At 58.4% G+C, this 26,090-nt stretch carries 27 protein-coding genes and 1 pseudogene (1 of these 28 running past the window's edge); 9 read left to right on the top strand and 19 right to left on the bottom strand.

Annotation, left to right across the window (positions count from 1 at the left end):
• Positions 1-202: 202 nt before the first annotated feature.
• From ACUZ79_RS14800 to alr, 16 genes are all read right to left on the bottom strand, one after another.
• A complete protein-coding gene (locus ACUZ79_RS14800) occupies positions 203-589 on the bottom strand; it encodes a cytochrome c3 family protein (protein ID WP_240825498.1) in 387 nt (128 codons plus the stop codon).
• 97 nt (positions 590-686) lie between these two features.
• Positions 687-1,466, bottom strand: coding sequence for a precorrin-3B C(17)-methyltransferase (gene cobJ, locus ACUZ79_RS14805; RefSeq protein ID WP_449252048.1), 780 nt, complete (start codon positions 1,464-1,466; stop codon positions 687-689).
• Positions 1,466-2,683 carry a cobalt-precorrin 5A hydrolase gene (locus ACUZ79_RS14810; RefSeq protein ID WP_449252049.1) on the bottom strand — a complete coding sequence of 406 codons (1,218 nt, stop codon included), beginning with the start codon at positions 2,681-2,683 and terminating at the stop codon, positions 1,466-1,468. Before ACUZ79_RS14810 ends, cobJ begins: the two co-directional genes overlap by 1 nt.
• A gap of 121 nt (positions 2,684-2,804) precedes the next feature.
• Entirely contained in the window at positions 2,805-4,076 is a 1,272-nt protein-coding gene (gene hemL, locus ACUZ79_RS14815) for a glutamate-1-semialdehyde 2,1-aminomutase (RefSeq protein WP_449252050.1), read from the bottom strand.
• 15 nt (positions 4,077-4,091) lie between these two features.
• Complete coding sequence (gene ahbB / locus ACUZ79_RS14820) at positions 4,092-4,571, bottom strand: siroheme decarboxylase subunit beta (RefSeq protein WP_240825506.1); 480 nt, start codon at positions 4,569-4,571, stop codon at positions 4,092-4,094.
• A gap of 156 nt (positions 4,572-4,727) precedes the next feature.
• A complete protein-coding gene (locus tag ACUZ79_RS14825; RefSeq protein ID WP_449252051.1) occupies positions 4,728-5,282 on the bottom strand; it encodes a hypothetical protein in 555 nt (184 codons plus the stop codon).
• A gap of 350 nt (positions 5,283-5,632) precedes the next feature.
• Positions 5,633-7,357, bottom strand: a complete 1,725-nt coding sequence (locus tag ACUZ79_RS14830) for a cation acetate symporter (protein WP_449252052.1) — start codon at positions 7,355-7,357, stop codon at positions 5,633-5,635.
• Positions 7,354-7,668 carry a DUF485 domain-containing protein gene (locus ACUZ79_RS14835; protein ID WP_240825509.1) on the bottom strand — a complete coding sequence of 105 codons (315 nt, stop codon included), beginning with the start codon at positions 7,666-7,668 and terminating at the stop codon, positions 7,354-7,356. Before ACUZ79_RS14835 ends, ACUZ79_RS14830 begins: the two co-directional genes overlap by 4 nt.
• A 54-nt stretch (positions 7,669-7,722) precedes the next feature.
• Entirely contained in the window at positions 7,723-8,355 is a 633-nt protein-coding gene (locus tag ACUZ79_RS14840; protein WP_449252053.1) for a 3'-5' exonuclease, read from the bottom strand.
• A 1-nt stretch (position 8,356) separates the two neighbouring features.
• Positions 8,357-10,171, bottom strand: a complete 1,815-nt coding sequence (locus ACUZ79_RS14845; RefSeq protein ID WP_449252054.1) for a putative nucleotidyltransferase substrate binding domain-containing protein — start codon at positions 10,169-10,171, stop codon at positions 8,357-8,359.
• A 938-nt stretch (positions 10,172-11,109) separates the two neighbouring features.
• The gene (locus tag ACUZ79_RS14850) at positions 11,110-11,376 is read right to left on the bottom strand and encodes an RNA recognition motif domain-containing protein (RefSeq protein ID WP_022659825.1); all 267 of its coding nucleotides are present in this window, start codon (positions 11,374-11,376) and stop codon (positions 11,110-11,112) included.
• 468 nt (positions 11,377-11,844) lie between these two features.
• Positions 11,845-13,341, bottom strand: coding sequence for a replicative DNA helicase (gene dnaB, locus ACUZ79_RS14855; RefSeq protein ID WP_240825514.1), 1,497 nt, complete (start codon positions 13,339-13,341; stop codon positions 11,845-11,847).
• Positions 13,342-13,349: 8 nt separating this feature from the next.
• Entirely contained in the window at positions 13,350-13,856 is a 507-nt protein-coding gene (rplI, locus tag ACUZ79_RS14860; protein WP_192112797.1) for a 50S ribosomal protein L9, read from the bottom strand.
• A gap of 10 nt (positions 13,857-13,866) precedes the next feature.
• Positions 13,867-14,130, bottom strand: a complete 264-nt coding sequence (gene rpsR, locus ACUZ79_RS14865) for a 30S ribosomal protein S18 (RefSeq protein ID WP_022659828.1) — start codon at positions 14,128-14,130, stop codon at positions 13,867-13,869.
• Between the two features lies 1 nt (position 14,131).
• Positions 14,132-14,440, bottom strand: a complete 309-nt coding sequence (gene rpsF, locus ACUZ79_RS14870) for a 30S ribosomal protein S6 (protein ID WP_240825515.1) — start codon at positions 14,438-14,440, stop codon at positions 14,132-14,134.
• 140 nt (positions 14,441-14,580) lie between these two features.
• Positions 14,581-15,732 (bottom strand): alanine racemase, encoded by a 1,152-nt coding sequence (gene alr, locus ACUZ79_RS14875; RefSeq protein ID WP_449252055.1) that lies wholly within the window; start codon positions 15,730-15,732, stop codon positions 14,581-14,583.
• Positions 15,733-16,033: 301 nt separating this feature from the next.
• Between alr and tgt the strand changes: the two genes are divergently transcribed.
• Positions 16,034-17,173, top strand: a complete 1,140-nt coding sequence (gene tgt, locus ACUZ79_RS14880; RefSeq protein WP_240825517.1) for a tRNA guanosine(34) transglycosylase Tgt — start codon at positions 16,034-16,036, stop codon at positions 17,171-17,173.
• A gap of 79 nt (positions 17,174-17,252) precedes the next feature.
• On the opposite strand, the gene ACUZ79_RS14885 is transcribed toward tgt, so the two are convergent.
• Together ACUZ79_RS14885 and ACUZ79_RS14890 are read right to left on the bottom strand one after the other, a co-directional pair.
• Positions 17,253-17,531 carry a DUF5665 domain-containing protein gene (locus tag ACUZ79_RS14885; RefSeq protein ID WP_240825518.1) on the bottom strand — a complete coding sequence of 93 codons (279 nt, stop codon included), beginning with the start codon at positions 17,529-17,531 and terminating at the stop codon, positions 17,253-17,255.
• 142 nt (positions 17,532-17,673) lie between these two features.
• Positions 17,674-18,192 carry a VUT family protein gene (locus ACUZ79_RS14890; RefSeq protein WP_449252056.1) on the bottom strand — a complete coding sequence of 173 codons (519 nt, stop codon included), beginning with the start codon at positions 18,190-18,192 and terminating at the stop codon, positions 17,674-17,676.
• 457 nt (positions 18,193-18,649) lie between these two features.
• Between ACUZ79_RS14890 and era the strand changes: the two genes are divergently transcribed.
• The 7 genes and pseudogenes from era (at position 18,650) to fliQ (ending at position 23,451) form a co-directional block, all read left to right on the top strand.
• Positions 18,650-19,573, top strand: coding sequence for a GTPase Era (gene era / locus ACUZ79_RS14895; RefSeq protein WP_240825519.1), 924 nt, complete (start codon positions 18,650-18,652; stop codon positions 19,571-19,573).
• Between the two features lie 2 nt (positions 19,574-19,575).
• The gene (locus tag ACUZ79_RS14900) at positions 19,576-20,304 is read left to right on the top strand and encodes a YggS family pyridoxal phosphate-dependent enzyme (protein ID WP_449252057.1); all 729 of its coding nucleotides are present in this window, start codon (positions 19,576-19,578) and stop codon (positions 20,302-20,304) included.
• A gap of 92 nt (positions 20,305-20,396) precedes the next feature.
• Positions 20,397-21,056, top strand: a complete 660-nt coding sequence (locus ACUZ79_RS14905) for a flagellar basal body-associated FliL family protein (protein WP_449252058.1) — start codon at positions 20,397-20,399, stop codon at positions 21,054-21,056.
• A 151-nt stretch (positions 21,057-21,207) separates the two neighbouring features.
• The gene (gene fliN / locus ACUZ79_RS14910; RefSeq protein ID WP_449252059.1) at positions 21,208-21,783 is read left to right on the top strand and encodes a flagellar motor switch protein FliN; all 576 of its coding nucleotides are present in this window, start codon (positions 21,208-21,210) and stop codon (positions 21,781-21,783) included.
• A complete protein-coding gene (gene fliO, locus ACUZ79_RS14915) occupies positions 21,776-22,369 on the top strand; it encodes a flagellar biosynthetic protein FliO (protein WP_449252060.1) in 594 nt (197 codons plus the stop codon). Before fliN ends, fliO begins: the two co-directional genes overlap by 8 nt.
• A gap of 16 nt (positions 22,370-22,385) precedes the next feature.
• Positions 22,386-23,099 carry a flagellar type III secretion system pore protein FliP gene (gene fliP / locus ACUZ79_RS14920; protein ID WP_365861744.1) on the top strand — a complete coding sequence of 238 codons (714 nt, stop codon included), beginning with the start codon at positions 22,386-22,388 and terminating at the stop codon, positions 23,097-23,099.
• Between the two features lie 83 nt (positions 23,100-23,182).
• Positions 23,183-23,451 (top strand): annotated as a pseudogene (gene fliQ, locus ACUZ79_RS14925) (flagellar biosynthesis protein FliQ).
• Between the two features lie 403 nt (positions 23,452-23,854).
• On the opposite strand, the gene ACUZ79_RS14930 reads toward fliQ, so the two are convergent.
• Positions 23,855-24,667: a TrmH family RNA methyltransferase gene (locus ACUZ79_RS14930; protein WP_240825527.1), complete on the bottom strand. Its 813-nt coding sequence runs from the start codon at positions 24,665-24,667 to the stop codon at positions 23,855-23,857.
• A 271-nt stretch (positions 24,668-24,938) separates the two neighbouring features.
• Between ACUZ79_RS14930 and ACUZ79_RS14935 the strand changes: the two genes are divergently transcribed.
• Positions 24,939-26,090, top strand: the 5' portion of a protein-coding gene (locus ACUZ79_RS14935; RefSeq protein ID WP_449252061.1) for a LysM peptidoglycan-binding domain-containing protein. Its footprint extends 531 nt past the window's final position; only the first 1,152 of its 1,683 coding nucleotides appear in the window; it begins with the start codon at positions 24,939-24,941; its stop codon lies beyond the right edge, outside the window.

Here is a 26,090-nt window from a genome sequence, read left to right on the forward strand (position 1 = left end):
ATCAGTTTATGGCAAAAGACGCAAATAGGACAAAACTCTTTGCGCCAGAATTGCCTTCTGCCGCGCAGAAGCAAAAAGATAATGCGCAGGGAACGCGTGACTTACTGATCATGCCAGCCGCGATACAAAGGCTACAAGGCTGTTATGCCCAAATAAAAAAGCCGCCCAGAGGCGGCTTTTGAAGCAAGGCAGCCAAGCAGACCTACGGATGGCACTTGGACTTGGCGCAGGCGGTCAGATCTTTCTTGAGTTCGGGCTTTTCTTCCACAACCTTGGAGTGGCAGCCGATGCAGTTGGAGTGCTTGAGTTCTTTCTTGGTGTGCACAACATAGTACAGGCTCTTTTCGCCCTGCTTGCCTGCGAGGTCGTCGTGGCAACCGGAGCTGCCGCACTTGGCAAAGCTTTCCTTGCCGTCAACCTGATGGTGACAGGTAACGCATTCAACCTTGGCATGCACAGCGTGCGGGAACATAACGGTCTTTTGGGAACCCTTGAATTCCAGCGGTTTGTCAGGAGCGGCGGGCGCTGCAAGCGCGGGCAGAGCCAGGGCAAACACCATGATACAGGTAAGAACCAGAACTTTCTTCACGGCAGACCTCCTTTTGTGCGGCAGATGAGAACAAATTGGTGTAATTTTACGGCTCTCATTACGGTAAGTCAATGACTATGGAAAAATGACATTCCAACTATTTTGATAAGTTGCCGAGATTGGAAGTCTTTTTGCGCGCGTAACCTCTGGGGGTGAGTATGAAGTTCCCCAGCGCCCGACTCTCTGCATTGCCAATGATGAGTATGGAGAGCATGTCCACCTGTTCCGGGTCAAATTGGTCAAGGCGGAACACGCGGGCCTCTTCGCCGGGGCGAAAGGCCTTGCGCACAAGCCCCACAGGGCAGTGCGGCGCGCGGAAATGCCGGGCAATTTCAAGAGCCTGTTCCAGATGGTGGGGGCGCCCCTTGGAACGGGGATTATAGATAGCGCAGACAAAATCGGCCTCAAGGGCCGCGTGGAGCCTGCGTTCAATGGTTTCCCAGGGCGTGAGCAGGTCGCTCAGACTGATGCAGGCAAAATCGTGCATCAGGGGAGCGCCCAGCAGGGCTGCCGCCGCGCAGACCGCCGGAACGCCCGGTACAACATTGAAGGGCACTCTGCCCACAAGGCCCCGGCTTTCCAGAATTTCGAGGGCCAGACCCGCCAGCGCATAGATACCGGGGTCGCCAGAGCAGACAAGGGCCGTGGGCTGGCCTGACAGCGCTGCGTCCACCGCCGCAGAGCAGCGTTCTTCCTCGTGCCGCATACCGGTGCTGATGCACTGCTTGCCTGCCAGCAGTTCCGGCGGCACCAGTTCCATGTAGAGGCTGTAGCCAGCCACGCAGGATGCATTCGCTATGGCCGTGCGGGCCTGAGGGGTAAGACATGCGGCATCGCCGGGGCCAAGGCCGACAACATGCAGACTGGCTGGGTTCATCATTCAATCCTGTCCGAGATGGCTAGGGCCAGAGTCAACTGGCCTTGCTCGATAGTTTTGGGGAGGAGCAGACGGGGCGCGCCCGCCGGAAAAATCTGCGCTGCCGCCAGCAGAGCCGCTGCTTCGCACACACTGAAAGGCGGCTGTTTAAAGCGTCTGCCCGCCGCTGCGGACGGATTGGGCGTGGGGCAGCGCGCAAGGTCGGCGGCTTCAAATCCGTGCAAGGGAACGCCAAGCCGCTCGGCAAGGGCCAGCAGGGCGGGCTCCTGTAATTTTTCTTTCACGGTCGCCAGCGCAGCCACAGCCAGAGGTTCAAGCCCTTGGGCCGCCAGCAGTTTGCGTGTAGCGGTTTCCACCATATCGCCGGGCGCGTTTTTGCGGCAGCCAAGACCTATCACCAGTCGGGGAACTGCCACACGCAAGATTGCGGGGTTTGGTGCAAGCTCGCGCCAGTGCGCCGCAACCAGAGGGCCGAGCTGTTCTGGCGGCGTGGCCTCGGCTTCCCCTGCGGGCAGGCGCTGCAACTGGGGATGATCCGGCACGGCATGGCAGGGATCCCAAAGGCTCAGGCTTTCCCCTTCGACCATGGCGGCCTGCGCTGCGGGCAGGCGGTTCCAGTCCACGGGCAGCAGCCCCGCGTCGCGCAGGAGCATATCCAGCGCAGGAGCGCTCTTGCGGGGGTGGTTTGTCCCTGCTCCGGGCGCATCGGAGGCCGTGTCCGATGCTGTGGTGATAACTGCCGTAGCGCCGAGCAGGTGGGCCACATGGCTGGCCAGTTCGTTGGCTCCGCCCCAGTGGCCGGAGAGCAGGCTTATGACGTGCTGCCCCGCAGGATCAAGTACAATCACAGGGGCATCGGTGCTCTTGTGCGCCAGCAGGGGCGCAAGCGCGCGCACGGCTATACCCGTAGCGCCGATGAAGGCATGCGCCGTAAAATTTTTATAGGTTGCCGCCAGCAGGGAGCCGATTTTTTCAAAGGGCGTAACACCCGCAGGGCAAAACCGCGAGGGGGCGAAAATTTCCACGCGGGCCAGACCGGAGGGCTTGCCGGGGGCTGTGTGCTCTGATGGCTGGGCCGGACGCGCGGGAGGCTGGAGTTGACCGGGCAGGCCCCACGGTTTGGCCGCAAGGCAGTCCGTCAGACGCTGCGCCAGAGGCAGGGCAGACTGGCTGAGCGCATAGCAGGCAAGCGCGGTGATTCGGCGGGGACTGTGCAAGGGGCCTCCCTAGGCTGCCTGTCTGGTGACGCGCGGCAACGGGGATACGGCGGATTCCGCTGCGAGGAAAAAATAAAGAAGGGAACCCCTGCATGCGAGGTCCCCTTCTTGCTGGTTCGACTTAAAAAATGACCTTGCGGGCAGCGTCCAGGGCCTTGTTGAAATCCTCGTCCGTGTGGACAAAGGAAACCATACCCGTCTCGTAGCCGGAAGGCGCAAGGTAGATGCCGTGGGTGCGCATCTGCTTGTAGAACGTGGTGAAAAGCGCCTGATCGCACAGCGTGGCGCTGGCAAAATCCGTAACTTCCTGTTCGCTGAAATAGGGGCAGAACATGGAAGCAAGGGTGGGCATCTGAATCGGCACGCCCTTGGAAGCCAGAATGTCGCGCAGCTCCATGGCAAAGGCATGGGTACGCTTTTCAAGTGCCGCGTAGTCAGCGGTTTTGAGGTAGCGCAAGGTTGCTATGCCGGCAGCCATTGCCAGCGGATTGCCCGAAAGCGTACCCGCCTGATACACGCCGCCTCTGGGCGCGATGAGCTCCATGTAGCGGCGCTTTCCGCCAAAGGCCCCCACGGGCAGACCGCCGCCAATGATCTTGCCAAAGGTGGTGAGGTCGGGATCTATGCTGAAGCGGGCCTGCGCGCCGCCAAAGGCCGCGCGAAAACCGGTGATGACTTCGTCAAAAATGAGCAGGCTGCCGTACTGGTCGCAGAGGGAGCGCAGGCCTTCAAGAAATCCGGGTTTGGGGAGCACAAGGCCCATGTTGGCGGCTACAGGCTCCACAATGATGGCGGCAATACTCGCGCCGTGCTGCTCAAAGATGGCCTTGACGGCATCAATGTCGTTGTAAGGCGCAAGCAGGGTGTCGGACACAACGGCGGCGGGCACGCCGGGAGTGCCGGGAATGGAGAACGTGGCAAGGCCGGAACCGGCGGCGGCGAGGAAGGGATCGGCGTGCCCGTGGTAGCAGCCCACAAACTTGAGCACCTTGTCCCGCTTGGTGGCGGCGCGGGCCAGGCGCAGGGCGCTCATGGTGGCCTCTGTGCCGGAGTTGACCATGCGCACCATTTCAAGGCTGGGCATGGCGGCAACCACTTCTTCGGCCAGGGTTACTTCCGCCGGGCAGGGAGCGCCGTAGCTGGTGCCGCGTTTGGCGGCCTCGCACACGGCCCGGGTGACGGAAGGTTCGTCATGCCCAAGGATCATGGGCCCCCAGGAGAGTACAAAGTCGACATACTCGTGGCCGTCCACATCGGTAATCCGGCAGCCGTGAGCTTCGGCTATGAACAGGGGTTGGCTGTCCACGTTGTGGCAGGCGCGCACAGGGCTGTTGACGCCGCCGGGAATAACCGCGCAGGCCTTTTCAAAAAGCTGCCGAGAAGTGGTATCCATCAAAGGCTCCTTGTATCAGGCAAAATAGGTCATGGAAATTTTTTTCAGTTCCTTGAGGCTGCGCAGCACGGCATGCTCGCGCAGCAGGGTATCACGCTTGAGGTCTTCCACCACGCCAAGGCACTCGGCCTCGCTGCGGCCATGAATCATGGTGTAGAGTTCATACGGCCAGTCTGGCGCGGAACTCGGGCGGTAGTAGACATGGGAGATATGGTTGTGCAGTGCGGCCTGCGTGCCGCACTGTTCCACCAGGTCGGCGTCGATCTTCCAGGCCACCATGGCGTTGTGCGTCCAGCCGGTTTTCTGGTGTTTGATGCTGGCGCCAAAACGGCGGATTGCCCCGGATTCCTTGAGCGAACCAAGCAGCTCAAGCACCTGGGCTTCTGTCATTCCTGCCTTTTCGGCAATATCTGCGTAGGGCGTGAGCGAATCCGGCAGGTTGTCCTGCACGATGCGCAGCACGGCTTGTTCTGCGGGGGTAAACTGACGGCTCATGAATTCTCCGGTACGATGGGCTGAGGCGCTGCCTGCGCAACCTGCGGCAGGTGGGATACATGTCGCAGGCACGGCCCCCGGACCGTTTGCGAACCAGGGGCCGTTGCAGCAGAAGCGGATTATTTTTCTAGTGCATTGACACTAAATTATTCTGCTTTAGCGCGAAAAAGAACGCGCAAACAGGTCTTGAATGGCGATGCGGCCATTGTCTTCAAGAAAACGCGTGCCTGTGGCGGCAAAATGGGCATGGGTGATCATGGGTTCGTCTGTCTGGGTCCAGTTGTCTTTGTTCCAGGACAACCAGGCGTTCTTGGGCTGATCAAAAACAAGCAGGGGCTTGTTGCATATCTTGGCAAATTCCGCTCCCCATCCGGTGCCGCCCTTGACGGTGCCGTCAGGCTGGACTGCGCCGATGACAATGATCTGCTCGCCGCTGCTGACCTGCCAGCAGATGGACTGCAAAACTTTGCGGAAAAGGGGTGCGCGCGTGTATTCGCGGCTCATGAGGCGCGAAACATAGGTCAGGCTGACATCCTTGAGGGCCAGTTCTTCAGAGGTGAGCACCCGCACGCCGCGCGTGCGTTCGATCTGGTGGCCTTCAAAGCTGTAGTTTACTTCTTCCATACCCCAGCTTTCGGCCAAAGCGCCGAAGAACTGCTCTGTTCCTGCGGCGCCGCCGCTGTAAAGCACACACTGGTTGGGGGTAAGCATGGATGCCCTCCTCAAAGGATTGTTGCGCCGGACAAGGGTATAAGGGCCAAAAAAACCGGCAGAAGCTTCATGAACATCATGGCAAAATTTGCAGCAGTCGGCAAGGCAAGCCCGCAAAGAAAAGCGCCGCAACCGGAATGCGTTGGCATTCGCAGTCGCGCGCCGTAAAATAAGATGCCCTGCAATGCCGTGTTGCTTTTGCGGATGAGGTTTACAAGTTCATTGAGCCTGCCCGCCCGAAAAATATCTGTTCCGGGCGGGCAGGTTGTTTGATGGCCGCTGACGGCTAACACTGCCCCATGTCAGGCTTTGCTACACGGCCTTGGTGTGGGCGTAGTGTGTCTGTCGTCTTAATGCGCCGTGGGCTTGAAAGCTCCAAGGCCGGTTTCAGACCGGATTTTCTGGTCGGCAAAAGCCTCCCTTTCCTTCTGCGCCTGCGGGGACTGATCGCATATGGACACTACCCATATGCACAAAAAGGCCAGCGGCATGGAAAAAATGGCCGGGGAGGAATACGGAAAGGGCGCGGAGCCTGGCGGATTACCCAAGGTTGCCACCCACACGGCATCCGAGAGCATGGTCATGACCAGCGCGGCCAACAGACCCACAAAGCCCCCGGCAACAGCACCTCTGGTGGTGCAGCCCTTCCACAGCACCGAGAGGATCAGAGCCGGAAAGTTGGCCGAGGCCGCAATGGCAAAGGCCAGAGACACCATGAAGGCCACGTTCTGTTTTTCAAACACAATGCCCAGAAACATGGCGATGATGCCGAGGGCCACGGTTGTCAGCTTGGATATCTTAAGTTCCTCGCTGGAGCTGGCCTTGCCCTTTTTGAGGGCAGAGGCGTACAGATCGTGCGCCACGGCGGACGCCCCCGAGAGCGTCAGCCCAGCCACCACGGCTAGAATTGTGGCAAATGCCACCGCCGACATGAAGCCAAGAAAGATATTGCCGCCAATGGCGTTGGCCAGATGCACGGCAGCCATGTTGCTGCCCCCGCGCAAAACGCCGTTTGGATCGAGGAATTCGGGATTGGTGCTCACAAACACTATGGCCCCGAAGCCGATGATGAAGGTCAGAATGTAGAAATAGCCGATCCATGTGGTTGCCCAGAGTACGCTTTTTCTGGCTTCCCTGGCGTCCGGCACGGTAAAAAAGCGCATCAGGATATGCGGCAGCCCGGCAGTGCCGAACATGAGGGCAATACCGAGCGAAATGGCAGAAACGGGGTCTTTGACAAAACCGCCCGGCCCCATGATGGCCGCGCTTTTTTTGATGCCCACAGCGGCGGTGAAAAGTTTTTCGGGGCTGAAACCATACTGGGCCATAACCATAAAGGCCATAAACGAGGCCCCGCCGAGCAGCAGGCAGGCCTTGATGATCTGCACCCATGTGGTTGCCGTCATGCCGCCAAAAAGCACATAGGCCATCATGAGCAGGCCCACGATAACCACCGCATAGTGGTAATCAAGCCCGAAGAGCAGCTTGATGAGCTGCCCCGCGCCCACCATCTGAGCGATAAGATAGAACAACACCACAACCAGGGTGCCAGATGCGGCAAAAATGCGCACAGGCACCTGCTGGAGCCTGTAGGCCACCACATCGGCAAAGGTGAAGCGCCCAAGATTACGCAGACGCTCCGCCAGCATGAAGGTTATGAGCGGCCAGCCCACCTGAAAGCCTATGGCGTATATCAGGCCGTCAAAGCCCGTTGCCATGACTGCGGCAGAAATGCCCAGAAAGGATGCCGCCGACATAAAGTCGCCCGCGATGGCAAGGCCGTTCTGAAAGCCCGTGATGCCGCCGCCTGCCGTGTAAAAATCCGCAGCGGAGCGTGTGCGCTTGGCGGCCCACTTGGTTATCCACAGCGATGCACCGACAAAAATGGTGAACATGATGATGGCTGTCCAGTCGGTGTTCTGTTTTTGCGTTTCTTCAATGACACCCGCCGCCAGGGCCAGACCGGGCAGAAGGGCGACAAAAAGAACCATGAAGAAGGTTGTGGCGGTGATCGCTGGGGCGAGTTTGTGTCGCCCGAATTTATGGTCGCATGTGCAAGCGCTTATTCCCCTCATGACTGCACCTCTTTTTCAAGAATCTGCTTGAGCGCAGGGTCAAACTCGTTGTTGGCCTTGCGAACATAGACCGCCGTAAGCACAACGGTCAGCAGGATGATGCCGATGCCAAGGGGAATGCCCCAGGTTGTTGTCATTCCGGCTGCAAGAGGCGTGGCAAAGAGCTGTTTGTCAAAGGCGACAACCAGAATAAAACCGTAATACGCGGCAAAAACCACAAGCGTGAGACGCCAGCCAAGGGCGTTGCGCGTCTTGATCAAGTGCTGGTATTGCGCGTTCTTTTCAATTCGTTGCGTCAGTTCTGAGGCCATTGTTCCCTCCTCGCATACATTTGTCCGCAATGTCTTTTGCGCAGACATTGGACGTTATGGGAGCCTGTGCGCGCCGTATCCGCGCGATTGCAGCGCCAGATACATCATGGCGGCTGTTATGGCGTCGTTCATGGCATCGTGCCTTGGCAGCGTGGGAAGGCGAAGATTTCTGACCATCGTTTCCCATCGCAGATCAATGTAGGCGCCAGGATATTGCGCAAATCGCCAGTCGTAATAGCGGCCTGAAACCTCTATGCGACTGTTTGGCAATGCTGCCCCCATCAGTGGCCTCAAGTTTTTGTTTAACACTGCAAGGTCGTATTGCAGATAATAGCCCACCAGTGTTCTGCCTCTGACAAACTGAAGAAAAGCCGACAACACATCCTGAAGCGGCAGACCCGTGCTGAAATCACACGGGCGCAGCCCGTGCACGCGCACATTCTGCCCGTCAGGGGCATGCTGCGGCGTTATCAGCGCGTAAAAGGCGTCCTTGGTGCAAAGACGCCTGCCGTCTATGCAGACGGCGGCGATGGATAACAGCTCAGCTTCCTTCACATTGAGCGAGGTTGTTTCGCAATCGATGCTCACAAGCCGGCCGTCATCCTGATCCAGCAGGGAACGGTAGGGTTCCCGCAGGCCGCGCATGCGCCAGCGGCGCGTCACGGCCTGTATCCAGGTGTTTTGCATTTTAGAACCTGTCCAGCCCGTAGCGCTGGTTGATCATGCGCTTGAAGCGTTTGACCACCTGGAGGGCGTCCTGCAACAGGTCTTTGTCCAGAGTGGACAGGGAGGCCGTGTCAATCTCGTTGCCCAGGGGGTTCCCCTTGCGCAGCATTTCAAGGCCCGCGTCCAGCCGCAGGCGCATGAGAAAGGCCAGAGATTCGGCCAGGTCATCTGCCTGTGATTTCTCAATAATACTGCGTGATGTGAGGGCCTCCAGTCGGTCAAAGGTGTTGGTGGCATCAATGCCCGCCTCCAGCGCGAGAACGCGAGCGCCGTGGACAATGGGGAATATGCCCGCTTTCTTGATGTCGAGTAGGGCGTTTTTTTCGCGGTTCAGCAGTTGCCGCCAAAAGCCGCTTTCGCCTGCTCGGGTGGGGAATTGTTCAATGGGCAGGGCCATGCGCGCAAACCACGCCGCGTCATCTCGCAGGGCCGAGCGCAAGGCCTTGCGGCAGGCCTCAAGCCAGGAGGCCGGGCCGGAGACTGTTTCCGCATCCAGAAAAATTGCCAGCTGCATAAGCCCCTCGCCCTGCGCGGAATCCGCCCACTGGCGCAGGGTCTGTTCCCATTCGCGCACCGTGTGCCGCCAGAGCGGCTGGTTCACCATCATGTCGCCGGGGCAGGGCGGATAGCCAAGGCTGAGTATGCGTTCCGTAAAACTGTTTGCAGAGAGTTCCACCTCCTTTTCGTCCAGGCCTTCCGCAAGAATCAGCGCATTGTCCTGGTCGGTTTTCAATATCTGCTCGCCCCGGCCTTCGGAGCCAAGAGCGAGCAGAGCGCTCCCGGCAAATACGGTGGGTGTGGCCGTCATTTGCCAGAGGCGGGCCATAAGCTGCGCGTTGAGCACCTGCACAAGGCGCGCAAGCTGGGGCGTTTTTATGCCCTGGGTAACGAGGGTTGTTACCAGAGATTCCATGTCCCGCATGGCGCTGTGCAGGTCGGTCAGGGTGGCGGCCGCCTCGAGCTGTCGTGCGATGGACAGAGAATGGTTGGAAAAATAGGAAAGCAGGTCGATCATGGCCAGAACGCCCACAGGCTGCCCCTTGTCCGTCACCACGATACGATGGATGTTGTGGCGGGTCATGAGAAGCAGGGCATTGAAAAGGTAGTCCTCCTTTTCGCAGCTCAGCAGGGAAAACTGGGCGCAGGCCTTGAGTGGCGTCTGGTTGGAAACCGCGTTGGCCACGATTTCGCAAAAGTCGCCCGTGGTGAAAATTCCGGTGCTGGAACCGTCGCGCACAAAGATGGATCGCCTCCGGCTCTCCTTCATGCGCTGCGCGGCGTGGGCGATGGTATCCGTTGCTTCGGCAAATATGGGGAGGCGAAAGCCCGCATCGCTGATCCTGACCGCAAAAAGGCTCTGCCATTCGCGGCGGTCGCGGTTTTGGGCAAGCTGGCCCAGCTTGTCGGACACGGTTGCAAAAAAGTACGCGCCGAAAAGCGAGTTCTTTTCCGTCAGGGCCAGCACCTCTCGCCCTGGGAACACGCAGAGTAGCACTTCTTCGTGTGCCACAAACCTGTGCCGCGTTCTGCCTGTGGCCAAGGCGCGACAGTCAAAGGCCTCGTGTTCTCGGTATGCCCCCACAATTTCCTCGCCCGACATTTCACGAACAAGGCCCTTCATGACCAGATAGAGAGCATCGACCGCACTCCCCGAGGCAAGAATCTCCTGATCATTGCTGAAAAAAAGAATATCAGCAGAGGCCGACAGGGCAGATGCCTCTGCCTTGGTCAGCAGATCAAAGGGGGGGTGCGTGAGGTCAAAGCGGGTGTTTGGCATAGTCAGCCCCGAATGCGTCCCTACGGTATGATTGTCTTTTTGCCGACCGCGCCGTGCCTGCGTGAGTTTCCTGTTGTGCGAATTATGTTTGCAATTCATAGAAACTGTTCAATCAATGAGCTGTTTGTGCTTCATGAATAAATCAAAATTATTGTATGTAACTAATGTATGTGAAATATTTCATTGATTGTTTATACAGTTTATAGAAGCAAAATTTAACAAAAAATTTTCTATTGAAATTATCAATACACTACAATTAATAGCTTAAGTCGTGCAATGATTATTTTTTATAGTCATTAATATTAATAAAAATAAATTAAAAATAAATTTTTTTGTTAAAATGATCGTTTTTATACACATAAACAATTCAGTAATCAGGATTGTGTGCAATATATGTAGCTGGAGCATGCAGGTTCAATAGAAAAAAGAGGCATGCAATAGTAGCGGCTTTGTGACTTGTGGGCTTTCCTTCGTCAGAGCAAACAATTGGGGGAGGCGTGCCGAGAAGCTGTTTCGCAGGCAAGGGCCTAAGGCTGGCTGTAATGCCTTTGCCTCATTGCATAGCAATACAGTCTGCTTTTTACGCGGAGGCAAGCAAGGGCAGGAGGGCGCAGTCGTTTATCCGCAATAAGCAGGCGAAGTTTGGCCGCATGGGGGGAGCTGAGCGCAGGAGTGATGTGCGGGAAAAGGGTATACGGCAGTTTAGCGGCGGGTTTAGCAATACGTGGGATGGCCCATCGTTTGCCTGTGGAGTATGGGAAGAAACCGTCGGCGGATGTTGCGGTAGGAGGCAAAAATGCTGCGGCGGAGCTTTCGGCAGATATTGTCTGTCGAAAGCTCCGCCGCGCTAGAATGTGCAGGAGCGCTCTTGGGCGATCCTAATGTGCGCGCAACAAAAAACGCCCCAATTGGGGCGTGTCTTTGTCCGTTACAGCGCCCTAGTAGCGGGGCTGGCGCGGGGCTCTGGGTTTGGCTTCGTTCACGCGCAGCGTGCGACCGCCAAAGCTGAAGTTGTCCAAAGCTTCGATGGCGGAGTCGGCCTCGCCGTCTTCCATTTCCACAAAGCCAAAGCCGCGGGCACGGCCGGTATCCCTGTCGCTAACAAGTTTCACAGACAGGACGCTGCCATATTCGGCAAAAAGGTCCTGGACCTGTTCTTCAGTGGCAGACCAAGGAAGGTTCCCGACATAGATGGACTTAGACATGAAACACCCTCTCAAAAAAAACAATCTTCCCGCGCTTACGCCCAGTAAAACGTATTACCGGTACGCGGCCCATGAAAAACATGGAAACACGCTTTGTCGGCCTTGTCAACGAATCGCCAAAAAAAAGTTGGTATTGCGTATCCTGGTGTTTAAAATAGGGCGCAAACCCGCAGTGAGAAAGGATGAAATGGAAATAGGCGAATGATTGGCAGGAGGTTGTGCAAAGAATCTCAAAATATGGTGATCATCGGATGTTCAATACATCACGCAGACACAACGGGCCTTGAAAAGATAAATAGTGGCACAGTGCATTGCTAACAATCAAATTGGTTGTTCAACCAACATTAAAATAGAAAACTATTGCTTGGAAAATACGTTCAGGCTGTAATTATTAGTGTCATACCAATTAGGGTGCTAAAGAGCCGCACAACGACAGCTTTTGCGTCAGTCGCACGGCTCTGAAATTGGCTAGGCTCCGCCCTCTGATGGCGGGGGCATCCAGTCTGGCGCGATATCTTCAAACGAAGTGTAGGGCGACATATACATAAGCTCTGCAACGCCCACCGGGCCGTTACGCTGCTTGCCGATAATAATTTCGGCAATGCCCTGGGGCGGTCGGTCGGCGGGTTTTTGAAATTTGTATACGTCATCGCGGTACACAAACATGATAACGTCGGCGTCCTGCTCAATAGCGCCAGATTCGCGAAGGTCAGAAAGCATGGGGCGTTTGTCGCTGCGTTCTTCCACCTTGCGGTTAAGCTGCGAAAGCGCAACCACGGGTACGTTCATTTCCTTGGCAAGGCCTTTGAGCGAACGCGATATATCCGAAATTTCCAGTTCGCGCGAATCGGTGCGGCGGCTGGTACGCATGAGCTGCAGGTAGTCCACAACCACCATGCCAAGGCCTTTGTCCGCCTTGAGGCGACGGGCGCGGGCGCGCAGTTCCAACGTGGTGAGCGCCGGGGTGTCGTCAATAAATATGGGCGCACGGGCCACAACGTCCGCCGCGTCATAGAGGCGCTGCCAGTCTTCGTCTGTCAGCAGAGAAGGACGGCGCAATTTGGAAAGATCCACCTTGCCCCAAACTGCCAGCATGCGCTGCATGAGCTGTTCCTTGCTCATTTCGAGCGAAAAAACAGCCACAGGCACGTTCTGGCGCACGGCAGCGTTGATGGCCATGCACATGGAAAAAGCCGTCTTGCCCATACTGGGGCGGGCCGCAACAATAATGAGATCTGAGGGTTGTAGGCCAGCGGTCAGTTTGTCCAGGCGGGTATAGCCGGTGGTGACGCCTGTAATGACGTCCTTGGCATCGGCCAGCTTGGAAAGTTTGTCAAACACCCGTTCCAGCAGTTCTCGAGTGGGGGTAAAATCCTTGCCCGAGGTGCGCTGCGAAATGGAAAAAACCGCCTGTTCGGATTCGTCCAGCAGTTCGCCAACTTCGCGCGTGGCATCGTAGCAGTTGACTATGATGCCGGAGCAGGCGTTGATCAGGCTGCGCTGCAAGGATTTGTCGCGCACTATGGTGGCGTAGTATTCCGCATTGGCGCCAGAAACAACGGCCTGCGCCAGCTCGCCCAGATAGACCGCGCCGCCGGCTTCTTCAAGGGCGTTCATGCTCTTGAGCTGTTCGGCGGTGGCAATAAGGTCGAGGGGGGCCGATTTGCGGTAAAGCTCTAGAAACGCCTTGTAGATGGTGGCGTGTGCGGGCAGATAAAAATCTTCGTCAGTGAGCTGGTCTGCGATGGAGTGCATGAGCTGGGGGCGCATGAAAACGCCGCCGAGCACTGCCTGTTCGGCTTCAACACTGTGGGGGGGCACACGCCGCAGAATGTCGGCCTCGGCCTTTTCCGCGCTGTGCGCGTTTGAAGAGCGAGACTGTCCATCCTTGTTGCGGCCCTGCCCAAAAGGCGAGCCCCCGGCCGCGTGGCCGGGGGCGGAATTGCTATCGTTGCGGGAAACCACGCAAACCCCTACTGGGCTGCCTCGGCTTCTTCAGCGGGCGCAGCAGGTGCGGGTTCTTCTTCGATGGGCTGATGGTCGGAAATGACCTTCACCGGCACCATGGCGATCACGCTGGCGTGCAGGCGCACGCGAACGGGATGTTCACCAAGGGTACGGATGGGGGCATCCATAAGGATGCGGCGGCGGTCAACTTCCACACCAAGGGCGGCAAGAGCGTCGCCGATGATGGTGGTGGTGACAGAGCCGTAAAGCTTGTCGTTGTCGCCCACGTGCATGGGGATAACAACTTCCAGGGCTTCCAGGCGGGCCTGGAGGGCCTGGGCGTCAGCGCGCACGGCATCCATGCGGGCCTGAAGCTTTTTGCGTTCCTGTTCAAAGCTCTTGAGGTTGGAAGGCGAAGCGACCATGGCCAGACCCTGCGGGAGCAGGAAATTGCGGCCATAACCAGCTTTCACTTCAACCACATCGCCAAGGCTGCCGAGATTTTCAACGTCGGCGCGAAGTATCAGTTTCATGTGCGCCTCCTTAAATGGTGCTCTTTTTCTTGACGCCGGAATCGTGCGTCGCGGTGTAGATGAGCAGGGCCATCTGGCGGGCGCGCTTGATTTCGCGGGTCAGCAGGCGCTGGTGATGTGCGCAGGTGCCGGTGATGCGGCGGGCAATGATCTTGCCGCGCTCGGTGATGAAGTCGCGCAGGATGTCGGCGCGCTTGTAATCCAGGGGCAGATCTTTATCTGCGCAGAAGCGGCAGAACTTGCGGCGCGGGGCAAATTTCTTCTTAAAAGCCATGTTAGGCAACCTCCCCGGCCACTTCGTCGGCCAACTTGACGGTCACAAACTTGAAGATGCCGTCGGTGATGCGAATGTTGCGTTCCAGCTCAGCGATAAGCTCAGCAGGAGCCTGGTACACCAGACGCACATAAAAGCCGCGCATCAGTTTGCGAACCGGGTAGGCGAGGTCGCGCATGCCCCAATTGTCCACTTCCACCATGACGCCCTTCTCACGCTCGATGATCGCGGTAAGGGCGGCAATGGTGCCCTCGCGAGTATCGGCGGAAAGCTCCGGGGAAAGGAGCAGCAGGGTTTCAAATTTCCGCATTGGTATTCTCCTTTTGGATTGGCAGCCCACGCCACACGGGGCGCGAGCAAGGAACGAGTCTTATACTTCCGGCAAAAGGGCCTGTCAAGCCGAAATTTTCAGAAGGCCGAAAGCCTGCACTGCCAGGGTGATGCCGTGGGTTATGCGTACACGCGTGGGTTCATACCGCCAAAAAGGCAGAGCACTTCGTACGAAATGGTGCCCAGCGCGTCGGCGATGTCCTGCGGTGTCACCGCTTTTTGACCCGCCTCGGCGGGGCCGCCCACAAGCCAGGCGGTGTCGCCCACGCGCACGGGCGGCAGATCGCTGACATCGGCCATGATCATGCCCATGCACACCCGGCCAACCTGGGGGGCGCGCCGTCCGTTGATGAGCATGGCGGCACGTGTTGAGAGCGCGCGGTTGAAAGCCGTGGCGTAGCCAATGGCAACAACCGCCACGGTGGCGGGCTTTTGCGCCGTAAACAGCCGACCATACGACACGCTGCGGCCCTCGGCTACCTGACGCACTTCGATAACGGGCGCGCTGACGCTCATGGCCCATTCCAAACCGAGCGCGGCGCCCTTGCCCTCCCACGAGGTCCCCGTAAAGGGATTGCCGCCGTAAAGCGAAATGCCGGGGCGGCATACCTCGAAATGCGCTTCGGGGCGGCCTATGGTGCCAGCCGTATTGCAGAGCGAGCGCTCAATATCCGGAAATGCCGCGCGCAGCGCGTCAGACATGGCGGTAAAGCGCTTGATCTGATCCTGCGAATAGGCTTCCTGTTCCGGCACGTCGGCGCAGGAAAAGTGCGATATGACCATGGCCGGGCAGATGCCCGGGATGTTGCGCAGGCGGTCGATGACCTGAGGCAGTTCTTCCTGCGAAAAGCCAAGGCGGCCCATGCCGGTTTCGCACTTTATGGCAACCCGCAGGGTGCGTCCGGCGTGGCAGTGGGCTGCGGCGCGCTCAAGCTGGTCAAAGTTGCCCACCACCGGGGTCAGTCCCTGCATGACGGCTCCCTGCCATTCCACATCGGTGAGAGCGCCCAGAAGCGGCACAATGGTTTGCCGCAGGCCAGCGTCGCGCAGGGCCATGCCTTCTGATACGGTTCCCACGGCAAAGCGCCGCGCGCCAGCGTCAGACAAAATCCGCGCCACAGGCACAAGGCCGTGACCGTAGGCATCGGATTTGATGACCGGCATAAGCTTTTCAGCCTTGCCCATACGGCCAAAATTGCGGCGGATGGCGGCCAGATCGATGTGGCACAGCGATGGTGAAAACGTGCAGTCGCTCACAGGGAATTCCCTCATTTGAACTTTGCTGAAGGACATTCTGCGCGGTTTGTCCGCGCACCGCGCATGGCGGAAGCGAAGGGTCGCCGTCCCTTGCGGCCCCCCGGCGCAACGGCCCCGGCCATTGCGCGCAACACCCTTTAATGAAAGGGGGCAAGCTTAACAATATTGCCCCCAAGGCACAACAATTAGCCGTGCGGCATCCGTGCGCATTTGCCGCAAACCATAACTTTTTGAGCCGGAATCTGCGGATATCCGCTCACGATGCGGCGTGCTCCCCCTCTTGCGCAGTGCGGCGCTTGCGGCTACTCTGCGCGGCATGTCCCAATCCGTATTTACCATCGAACACACCGACGGCGCGGCCCGCGCCGGGGTGCTGCGCACGGCTCACGGCACTATCCCCACGCCTATCTTCATGCCCGTGGGAACCGTGGGCTCCGTCAAGGCGCTTGCCCCGGATGATCTGGCCGCCATTGGCGCGCCCATCATTCTGGGCAATACCTATCACCTTTATCTGCGCCCCGGCGATGAGCTTGTGCACAGGCGCGGGGGGCTGCACAAGTTCGCCTCCTGGCCCGGCTCCATCCTGACGGACAGCGGCGGTTTTCAGGTATTCAGCCTGAGTTCGCTGCGCAAGATCCGCGAGGAAGGCGTGGAGTTCCGCTCGCACCTCGACGGCTCAAAGCATCTGTTCACGCCTGAAAAGGTGCTGCAAATCCAGCGTAACCTGAATTCAGACATCATGATGGTGCTTGACGAATGCGTGCCCTTTGGCGCGGATTACGCCTATACGGAAAAATCCCTGGCCCTGACCACGCGCTGGGCCAAGCGCGCCATGGACGCCTATCCGCCCGGTTCGGCGCATAATCTGATGTTTGGCATCACGCAGGGCGGTTTTTACAAAGACCTGCGCGAGCGCTCGGTAAACGAACTGTGCGCTATGGATTTTGACGGCTTTGCCATTGGCGGGCTTTCGGTGGGCGAGCCGAAAGACAAGATGTACGACCTGCTCTACCACACAGCGCCCCTGCTGCCCGGTGAAAAGCCGCGCTACCTTATGGGCGTGGGGACGCCGCTGGACATTGCCACGGGCATCCATGCCGGGGTGGATATGTTCGACTGCGTGCTGCCCACCCGTAATGCGCGTAACGGCACGCTCTACACATCGCTTGGCAAGATCAACATCAAGCGGCGCGAATTTGCCGAGGATGACGGCCCCCTTGACCCCAACTGCCGTTGCTACGCCTGCCGCAATTTTTCGCGAGCCTATCTGCGGCATCTGTACGCCAGTCAGGAATTGCTGTCCTTCCGGCTCAATTCCCTTCACAACCTCACCTATTTTCTCGATCTGGCGCGCAACGCGCGTCAGGCCATCGTGGAAGGGCGCTATATGGATTTTCTGGCGAAAATCACAGCCCTGTATCCCGACGAAGCCGCCCGCGCCGCCGCTGGCTCGTAAGCGCAACAAATATCGTCCATATAAAGGGAAGGAGCTTTATGGTTTCTTCCCTTTTTTGTGGCAAGAATGCGCATTCCTGTCAGCTGCCCTTGGCCATGTTCATGATCTGTTGCAGCAGTTCTGTAAGGTAAGGGATGTTCATGCTGATGATGCGGGCCAGTATCTTGTAAAGGACGGCCAACACCAACGATGCGCCAATACTGAACCCCAGCCCTCTGGCAATGCCCGAAAGAAAGTTGAGCCAAAGGATCTTGCCGGTTTTTTGCGACAGGCGCACATATTCCGTGAGGCCTGCGTTGTCGAGGCGTTGTAGCAGAAGCTCGGCATCTGTCTGTCTGGCTTCAGGTCGCTTGTCCATTGATCCCCCTCGTGCGGAGTGCCGCTTGAGGCAGAGTCTATACGGTAAGCTCTCAAATCACAAAAACCCGTGATCCTGCGACCACGGGTTCAAACTATGTGTTGTGCGGTGCCCGCCCGGGCATGCCCTGCGGTGTCAATCGCTATGCCTGAATGTGCTCAAGCCCGCATTCGCGCTGCTCGCGGCGGCGTACCAGCCAGAAGACAAGCAGCGATCCTGCCAGTTTGCTCAGACTCATGGTAATGACAGACCACGGTGTGGCAATGCCGATCATGCCCAGAAACACGATGCTGTCCAGCGGCGCGCCCACAAGGCTTGAAATGAGAATGCGCTGTGAAAAGGGGCGGCGGGTGAAGGTGTATACCGCCCAATCGCCAAGTTCGCCCACGGCAAAGGCTGCGGCGCTGGCCAGCGCGAGCTGCGGGCTGGCCATGAACCAGCTGCCCACGCAGCCCACCAGCATGCCCCAGAGTACATGATGCCCCACGCGGCGCTGCGCGTAATCGCGCACCACAAAAATAAAGCCCACGATGAGCGAAAGGGGAGCCCACATGTCACCATTGGGCAACTGAATGAGCGGGGTGACAGAAAAGGCGAAGTTAACGCCCACAATAAGTGCAATATAGGTAAATAGGCTGAACATGGGCGGGAGAGTAGGCATTGGCGCGCCTGTAGTCAAGGGTGGCTGTGGAATGCCCCGCTGTTTGGGACGTGGCAGAAATATAATATGATGGGCTGTTCGGCGACAGGGAAAATGCATGTGTTGCCCCGTGATCGATTTTTGCGCCCGGTTTTGCGGCTACGTCTGTCCCCTGTATCTGTCCGGTTTTGGGCCGGAGGATGGGTCGGGGCAATGCTGCGCGTCTTGACCCCGAAGCGCGGATGTGGGACAGAAAGCCAGTTATAGTATGTTTCTAGAGTAAAGTTTACTCTGAGTGTGCCGGGCAGGTGCGCAAACCCACGCCCGCCCGAACGCGGAAGCGCAATTTCTTTGAGATGTTAGCCCGCATAGGGCGGCCTTTGTCGTGCCAATGCGCCCGCGCCCTGCAAAATTGCCAGAAAATTATCCGTCGAAGTTTACGGCGGTAGAGGCTGGATGTTTCCAGCCGGGAGAAAGAATGTCGGATCAGAACTATCGTTGCGGCTGGGTCGCGCTTATGGGGCCGCCCAACGCGGGCAAATCCACCCTGCTGAACGCTTTGCTCGGCCAGAAGGTGACCATTGTCACCCCCAAGCCGCAGACCACGCGCAATCAGATTGTGGGCATCCTTACGGACGAGAAAGCCCAGGTTATTTTTATGGATACGCCGGGCCTTGCCCAGGTGCGCGGTCGGCTGAGCAAAACCATGCTCCAGGCCGTGTGGCAGAGCCTTGCCCAGGCCGAAGTCATCATGCCCGTGCTTGACGCCCACCTGTACATCCGCCATCCGGAATTTCTGGACCGCGACCTTGAGCCGCTGTCCAGGGCGCTTTCCAACGATGACCGGCCCATGGTCGTGGTGGTCAACAAGGTGGATCTGTTCTCGGACAAAAGCCGCATGCTGCCGCTTTTGACCCGTCTGAGCGAAATGTGGCCCAAGGCGGAAATTTTCCCCACTTCGGCCCTGAACCGGGACGGCCTGCCGGAACTGGCAAAACTTATCCGCTCCAAGCTGCCCGTTGCTCAGGCCCAGTTCCCCGAAGACCAGATTTCCACGGCCCCCATGCGTTTCATGACTGCGGAAATCGTGCGAGAAAAGCTGTTCCTGCATCTGCGCCAGGAAGTGCCTTATTCCGTGGCCGTGGATGTGGAAAACTGGGAGGAAGACGAAGAGCGTGGCCAGACTGTGATCCACGCGGTCATCTACGTGGGGCGGCCCATGCACAAGGCCATGGTTATTGGCCGTGCGGGCGCATCCATCAAGCAGATAGGCATTGAGGCCCGCAAGGAAATTCAGGATCTGGTGGGCGGCAAGGTGCATCTGGAGCTTTGGGTCAAGGTGCGCGAGCACTGGACAGAAGACGCCGCCTTCCTGCGCGAGATGGGCCTGATGGCGGAGTAGTCATGGGCGATACCTTGTTGCTCGAACGCTATGCGCGGGTGCTTGACCGCATTGACGCTGCCTGCGCATCGGCTGGTCGCTCCCGCGAAGGCGTGAGGCTTATTGCCGTTTCAAAGCTGCATCCGGCGGAATCCCTGGCCCAGGTGGCCGCCGCCGGGCAGATTGATTTTGGCGAAAATTACGTTCAGGAGGCCTTGCAGAAAAGGCAAGACCTGAGCGCAGACCCGGCCACAGCAGCTCAGTGCGCCGGGATCCGCTGGCACATGATCGGTCATGTGCAAAGCCGCAAGGCTCCGCTGGTGGCTGGGGCTTTCAATCTTGTGCATACCCTTGATTCCCGCAAGCTTGCGGACGCTTTTGAACGGCGTCTGGCGGAGGGCGGTGCGCGCCAGCCAGTGTTGTTTGAAGTAAATGTTGGTGGCGAATCGCAAAAATCCGGTGTGATGTCTGCAGATTTGCCGGAATTGGCCGATTATGTTCTTGAGCGTTGTCCGCACCTTGAGGTGCAGGGCCTCATGTGTCTGCCCCCGGTTTTTGACGCGGGCGATGCCGCGCGGCCCCATTTTGCAAGACTGCGTGAATTGCGCGATGCCTTGAGCACCCGCCTTGGCCTGCCCCTGCCCGAGCTTTCCATGGGTATGAGCGGCGATTTTGAAGGCGCTGTGGCCGAAGGGGCCACCATGGTGCGCATAGGTACGGATATTTTCGGGCCGCGTCCTGCCAAGGTGTGAACAGCTTTGGCACAAAGTCTGCTATATGCCATGCAGACCTGAATGACTTGAGCGGTTCGCATTCATGACCCCACAATAGCGGTGGAGTACGTATGGCGGCCAAAGAAAAAGAATCAAAGGCCCTGCCTGAAGGGCAGGCTGAAAACCCCAAGAAGGGCTCCAAGGCCAAGCGCATCGTCATTATTTTGGCGATATTGCTTATCACTCTGAGTGGCGCTGGCATTGGGGGCTATTGGTGGTTTTTTATGCGTACGCCGTCTTCGGCAAATTCTGCGCCCGCTGAGGCTGCATCTGCTGATGCCGCAGGCAAGGGCGCGGCGGGCCAGGCAGGCGCGGGCGGTTCCGGCGGTGCCAACGGCGGTGCGTCCGGCCATGCCGGGGCAGGCGGTTCTGGCGGCGCTGGAGGCGCGGGTGACGGGCGCATTGAACGGCAGGGCGATCTGCCGCGCAGCAGTGGTCAGGTTTTGCCATTGCCGCCCATAACCGTGAATATTTCCGACCCCTCGGGGCGGCGGTACCTCAAGCTGGGCATGGAGGTCGAGGTCAATGCGGACGTTGCCGCCGCGTTGCAGGCCAACAATCCGCGTATCCGCGATGCCATCATCATGCTGCTGGCGGGCAAGACGTTTAATGATATCTCCACGCCTGACGGCAAGGTGCTGTTGAAGGCGGAAGTGGCCGCGCGGCTGAACCAGATTCTGGGCGCGCAAAGGGTCATACGCGTATATTTTACCGATTTTGTAGTGGAGTAGCGCGGGAAGCTCTGCCTCTGGCAGCTGATTTTTGTGCGGACGCGGTTTCAGATAGAGGCTTTTGGCAGCCATGCCCGGTGCGGGGCGCGCTGTTGCCGCGATGCCGCCCGAATTTCGGGTGAGCATGTTGGAATAGAGAATGAGGTGACGTATGTCGCAGGAAGATCAAGAAGCCTTGGCGGCCCAGTGGGCCGCGCAACTGGAAGATGAAGCCAATGCGGCAGAATCTGCTGCGCCAGCTGCACCCGCTGCGCCTGCTGCTGATGCTGCGCCTGGTGGTGCGGCTGGCAGCGGTTTGGATGAAGAAGCTCTGGCGGCACAGTGGGCTGAATCGCTGGCCCAGGATGAGGAAGACAAGGGGCCAACCTCCTTTGGCGGTGCAGGTGCAGGGCTTGGCGGTCATCCGGTAGATGCCCATTTTCAGGACATGACGGAAATGGCCCGTCAGCCCAAGGACAACAAGCTCAAGCGGGAACTGGATTTTATTCTGGATATTCCGCTGGATGTGTCCGCCGAACTTGGGCGCACCCGTCTGCTTATCAACGAACTGCTGCAGCTTGGGCAGGGTTCTGTGGTGGAGCTGAACAAGCTGGCTGGCGAACCGCTGGAAGTATTTGTGAACGGTAAGCTGGTGGCGCGCGGCGAAGCCGTGGTCATCAACGAAAAGTTCGGCGTGCGCCTCACCGACATCATCAGCCCCATTGAAAGGGTGAAGCAGCTTGGCTAGCCTGCCCCTACTGCTGGCCGCCGCCGAAGGCGGCCTTTCGGGCAGCGCGGTACGCGGCGTGGTCACTTCTGGCGCGCAAGGATCCGCGCCAGCGGTGCCGCCGGGGCTGGAACAGACCGTGGCTGCCGCTGCCGAGCAGATGCTCCGTGGGCTGGATATGGCCGCGCAGGCCGCGCAAAGCGTGGGCATTGCTACGGAGCAGGCCGCTGCCTCGCTGGCGGAACCGGCTTCAACGCTGGGACAGTCGTCCTTTTCATGGAGCAGCTATATTCAGGCCGTGGGTATTCTGTTTTTGCTGGTGGCCGTGCTGTGGCTGGCCGTATGGCTGGCGCGGCGTTTCGGCAAGTTCAATTTTCTGCCGCGTCCGGGGGCGCTGCCGCGCGATGCCCTGGTCATGGAGGCCCAGCTCCCGCTTGGGCCGCGTAAAGGCTTGATGGTGGTACGCTTCTTGAATAAAAGGTTGTTGCTGGGCGTTACCGACCAGCAGATTACCCTTCTGACAGAGGAGCAGGCACAGCATGAGCCAGAAAACGCCGATTTCAAACAGATCATGGAAGAAGCCCGTCGCGGCGCTGGCGGCAGCTAGCCTCTTCATCCTTCTTATGCCGGTTCTGGCCCTTGCGGCTCAGGATCTGGCCATGCCCGCAATGCAGCTCACCCTGGCCGGTGGGGCGCAATCGCCGGAAAAGGTCTCGGTGCTGCTGGAAATTCTTTTCCTGCTCACCGTGCTTTCCGTTGCCCCGGCCATCATGCTCACTGTTACAAGTTTTACCCGCATCATCATTGTTTTCAGCTTTCTGCGGCAGGCCATGGGCGTGCAGCAGTTGCCCCCCACCCAGATTCTTGCCAGCCTTGCCATTTTTATGACGGTGGTCATCATGTATCCCGTGGGCAAGCAGATCAATGATAACGCCCTGCAGCCCTATCTGGCCGAGCAGATCGACTACAAGGTGGCGCTTGACAGGGCGCAGGCCCCTTTGCGCACCTTTATGTTCAAGCATACGCGCGAAAAAGATCTCTCTGTTTTTTACTCCATCAGTAAGATGGAAGCGCCGCGCAGCAAGGAGGAAGTGCCCACCATGCTGCTGGCCGCCGCCTATGTAATCAGTGAGCTTAAAACCGCCTTTACCATCGGCTTTCTCATCTACATTCCTTTTCTGGTGCTGGATATGGTCATCTCCAGCGTGCTGCTTGCCATGGGCATGATGATGCTGCCGCCCATGATGGTGTCCATGCCCTTCAAGTTGCTGCTTTTTGTCATGGTGGACGGCTGGAATCTGCTGGTTGGCTCGTTGGTGAACAGTTTTCTGCTCTGACCGACGCTCTGCGTTCAGCTTTGGCCCGGTTTTTGCCTATGGGTTGGAAAGATTCGCACACCGTCAATTTTCAGGAGTCACCCATGTCCCCAGATTTCGTCATCGGTTTCGGTCGGCAGGCCATTGAACTTTGCTTGATGATGTCCTTGCCCATGCTTGGTGTGGGCCTTGGTGTGGGCGTGGTAGTGAGCATTATTCAGGCGGCAACCCAGATTCAGGAAATGACGCTGACCTTCATCCCCAAGGTCGTGTGCATGTTTCTGGCTCTGCTTATGGCCCTGCCCTGGCTCATGGAGCGCATGATTACCTTTACCGCGACGTGTTCATCAATATTCCCACCTATATCCGGTAAAGACTGCCTCTCGGGTCGCCCTTATCGGCGTGCACAACCCGCTCCGCCATCCGCGCATTCTTGCGCAGCACTGGCATGGGGCGGGTTTTTTGCGTTCAACGATGGTTTGCCAATTTGCGCAGATGTAACGCTCCAAGGGGTCGCATTATGTTGTTTAGGGTGTTTTGATTCTGATATGGGCAACAGCATAACTGTATTTTGCGCAGTTAGTTTGCTATTTGCGATGTATAAAATCTATCTAATAAATATCTAGAGAAAGTTTAGGGTTGTTTTGTTTGTAATAAAAAAGGAAGTGTGGTTGCACTTCCTTTTTTATGCTGTCAAGAGCTTGTCTGAACTGCGCAAAAAGGGCCTATTGTGTTGGCGTGCTTTTTGCTTTGGGTTTTGCTGAGCAGAAATTGCCCTACGATGCAGAATTTTTTGCCTTGTGCGCTGCGGCAAGGCCCAGCAGTACGGCTCCGGCTTGCGCCACGTTGAGCGAGTCAAAGGAGCGGGCAAGCGGAATACGCAGCATGTGCGCGCACCGCTTGGCAACTCCGGGCCGCAGGCCTTTGTCCTCATTGCCCAGAACCAGCACGGCAGGCAACTGCATGGGGTCATCAAAGGCATTGAGGCTTGATGGGCCATCACCGCCTGCGCCGTAAATGGTCAGGCCAGCTTCTTCGGCGCTGTCCAGGGCGTGCCCCAGATTGGTGACGCGGGTCACGGGCAGTTTTTCCAGTGCGCCCGCAGCGGCCCTGCGGGCTGCGGGGCCAAGGTAGGCGCTGTTGTGCTGGGGCAGAATGATGCCCGCACCGCCCAGCGCATAGAGGGTGCGGCAGATTGTGCCCACGTTGCCGGGGTCTTGTACCTGGTCTAGGGCCACAATGAGGGGCAGGGGGGCATCGGCAGCCGCAGTCAGCAGGTCGGCAAGTTCGGTAAAGCCGGTGGCGGCCAGGCGGGCCACAACGCCCTGATGGGAAACGCCGTCACGGCCTTGACGCCCCTGGGCAGTTTGACCGCCAGCGCCACGGCACAGGCGGTCAAGAGCCACCTGGTCTACCAGACTGAAGCGCACGTTGTGCTGACGGCAAAGGTTCAGCACTTCCTGCGCATCGGGGCCACGCAGGCCTTTTTTGCAGAAGACGCAGTCGATGCGCTGGGGCTCGCTGGCAAGCAGTTCCAGCACAGGCTTGAGGCCCGGCAGCAGCGGGGCTTGTTCAGTTTCATTATGCATATGCGCCTCCGGGCTGTGTGCATTGGCCGCCGTGCGGCCTGAGTGATGGGAGAGGATTGTGCGGGCAAGAACCCGCTAGAAATATTTATGCGATATGCTGCGCGGTTGCGCACGTGTGTGGGCTTTTGCCAGTCCATGCCGTGGCTTCGCGCACGGGGAAGGAACAGTCAGCCCTTGGCGGCTGTGTACGCATCTTCCCGGCAGATGGCAAGCCGGGGCGGCAAAAGGGGAGGGAACAATGGTTGCAGCATCGAACAGGAACGGATCGGCAATGGCAAGACTGTTTTTTCTGGCTGTTGTCTGCTGTCTGCTGCTTGCCGGGGGCTGCGCCTCACGGCAGGGCAGCGACCCCGGAGGGGGATTGTCGATGTCTGTGCCGGAAGAAGACACCTCACCGCCGCTGACGGCCAGTGAAACCGCCGCTCTCAACACTACCGGGCAGGTGGACAGAAACATCCCCGAAAGCGCAATGGCGGACGTGACGCGCCAGTACAAATACTTTTTGCGCAAGGGCCGCCCCACCATGAGCGCATCATCAAAAAGGGCGGAGCAGTTTCTTGCCTATGCCAAGCGCGTGTTCCGCTCGCGAGGCATGCCCGAAGATCTGGCCTATCTTGCGATTGTGGAAAGCGGTTATCGTAGCGAGGTACGCTCCCCTGCCGGGGCCGCCGGAGCATGGCAGTTCATGCCTTATACCGGGCAAAAGTATGGTCTGAATCAGGACTGGTGGACGGACGAGCGGCTTGATCCCTTCAAATCCACCGAGGCGGCGGCGGACTACCTGCAAAAACTCTATGGCGATTTTGGCGACTGGCCCACAGCCATTGCGGCCTACAACGCCGGAGAAGGCAAGATTGGGCGCGCCAAGCAGGGCACGGGCGGGCGTGACTTTTTTGAAATCAAGTCGCGCAACCATATGCTGGACGACAAGGCGCAGCTGCGCGATGAAACCAAGCAGTATGTGCCGCGCTATCTGGCTGTGACCAAGATCATGCGCAACCTTCCCCAGCTTGGCTTTGATCCCATCCATCCCGACAATGCACCAGGCGTGCTGCGCCTGACCGCCAAACCCGGCACGGATCTGGCGGGCGTGGCCCACGCCTGCCGCATGGGCATGGACGAGTTTTCGGCCTTCAACCGACATCACAAGCGCCCCATGACCGACACCAGCCGCACAACATATATATATGTACCGGCAAGCCGCGAGCGTGCGGCTCAGGCATTTCTGTCTTCATCCCAGTGCGCACCCTATGCGGGCTGGGCACCAAGCACTGTGGCCTCCAGTGCAGACTCATGGGACAAAATCAGCCGTCGGTGCGGTGTGCCTGTGGCTTCCCTGCGGGCTGCCAACCCAGGCAATCCCTATTTGAAAGCTGGCGAAACGGTGCTGGTTCCGCGCTCGGTGAACATGTCTGCCCAGGCG

The sequence above is a fragment of the Desulfovibrio faecalis genome (assembly GCF_053570625.1).

What these genes read in the sequence shown, in the direction of transcription:
- ACUZ79_RS14850 (WP_022659825.1), bottom strand. Translation starts at nt 11,376, where the DNA reads ATGTCTAAGTCCATCTATGTCGGGAACCTTCCTTGGTCTGCCACTGAA.
- ACUZ79_RS14905 (WP_449252058.1), top strand. Translation starts at nt 20,397, where the DNA reads ATGGCGGCCAAAGAAAAAGAATCAAAGGCCCTGCCTGAAGGGCAGGCT.
- rplI (WP_192112797.1), bottom strand. Translation starts at nt 13,856, where the DNA reads ATGAAACTGATACTTCGCGCCGACGTTGAAAATCTCGGCAGCCTTGGC.
- rpsF (WP_240825515.1), bottom strand. Translation starts at nt 14,440, where the DNA reads ATGCGGAAATTTGAAACCCTGCTGCTCCTTTCCCCGGAGCTTTCCGCC.
- ACUZ79_RS14840 (WP_449252053.1), bottom strand. Translation starts at nt 8,355, where the DNA reads ATGCAAAACACCTGGATACAGGCCGTGACGCGCCGCTGGCGCATGCGC.
- alr (WP_449252055.1), bottom strand. Translation starts at nt 15,732, where the DNA reads ATGAGGGAATTCCCTGTGAGCGACTGCACGTTTTCACCATCGCTGTGC.
- fliP (WP_365861744.1), top strand. Translation starts at nt 22,386, where the DNA reads ATGCCGGTTCTGGCCCTTGCGGCTCAGGATCTGGCCATGCCCGCAATG.
- ACUZ79_RS14890 (WP_449252056.1), bottom strand. Translation starts at nt 18,192, where the DNA reads ATGCCTACTCTCCCGCCCATGTTCAGCCTATTTACCTATATTGCACTT.
- ahbB (WP_240825506.1), bottom strand. Translation starts at nt 4,571, where the DNA reads ATGAGCCGTCAGTTTACCCCCGCAGAACAAGCCGTGCTGCGCATCGTG.
- cobJ (WP_449252048.1), bottom strand. Translation starts at nt 1,466, where the DNA reads ATGAACCCAGCCAGTCTGCATGTTGTCGGCCTTGGCCCCGGCGATGCC.
- ACUZ79_RS14930 (WP_240825527.1), bottom strand. Translation starts at nt 24,667, where the DNA reads ATGCATAATGAAACTGAACAAGCCCCGCTGCTGCCGGGCCTCAAGCCT.
- era (WP_240825519.1), top strand. Translation starts at nt 18,650, where the DNA reads ATGTCGGATCAGAACTATCGTTGCGGCTGGGTCGCGCTTATGGGGCCG.
- ACUZ79_RS14835 (WP_240825509.1), bottom strand. Translation starts at nt 7,668, where the DNA reads ATGGCCTCAGAACTGACGCAACGAATTGAAAAGAACGCGCAATACCAG.
- fliN (WP_449252059.1), top strand. Translation starts at nt 21,208, where the DNA reads ATGTCGCAGGAAGATCAAGAAGCCTTGGCGGCCCAGTGGGCCGCGCAA.
- ACUZ79_RS14885 (WP_240825518.1), bottom strand. Translation starts at nt 17,531, where the DNA reads ATGGACAAGCGACCTGAAGCCAGACAGACAGATGCCGAGCTTCTGCTA.
- ACUZ79_RS14900 (WP_449252057.1), top strand. Translation starts at nt 19,576, where the DNA reads ATGGGCGATACCTTGTTGCTCGAACGCTATGCGCGGGTGCTTGACCGC.
- hemL (WP_449252050.1), bottom strand. Translation starts at nt 4,076, where the DNA reads ATGGATACCACTTCTCGGCAGCTTTTTGAAAAGGCCTGCGCGGTTATT.
- ACUZ79_RS14845 (WP_449252054.1), bottom strand. Translation starts at nt 10,171, where the DNA reads ATGCCAAACACCCGCTTTGACCTCACGCACCCCCCCTTTGATCTGCTG.
- rpsR (WP_022659828.1), bottom strand. Translation starts at nt 14,130, where the DNA reads ATGGCTTTTAAGAAGAAATTTGCCCCGCGCCGCAAGTTCTGCCGCTTC.
- ACUZ79_RS14830 (WP_449252052.1), bottom strand. Translation starts at nt 7,357, where the DNA reads ATGAGGGGAATAAGCGCTTGCACATGCGACCATAAATTCGGGCGACAC.
- tgt (WP_240825517.1), top strand. Translation starts at nt 16,034, where the DNA reads ATGTCCCAATCCGTATTTACCATCGAACACACCGACGGCGCGGCCCGC.
- ACUZ79_RS14825 (WP_449252051.1), bottom strand. Translation starts at nt 5,282, where the DNA reads ATGCTTACCCCCAACCAGTGTGTGCTTTACAGCGGCGGCGCCGCAGGA.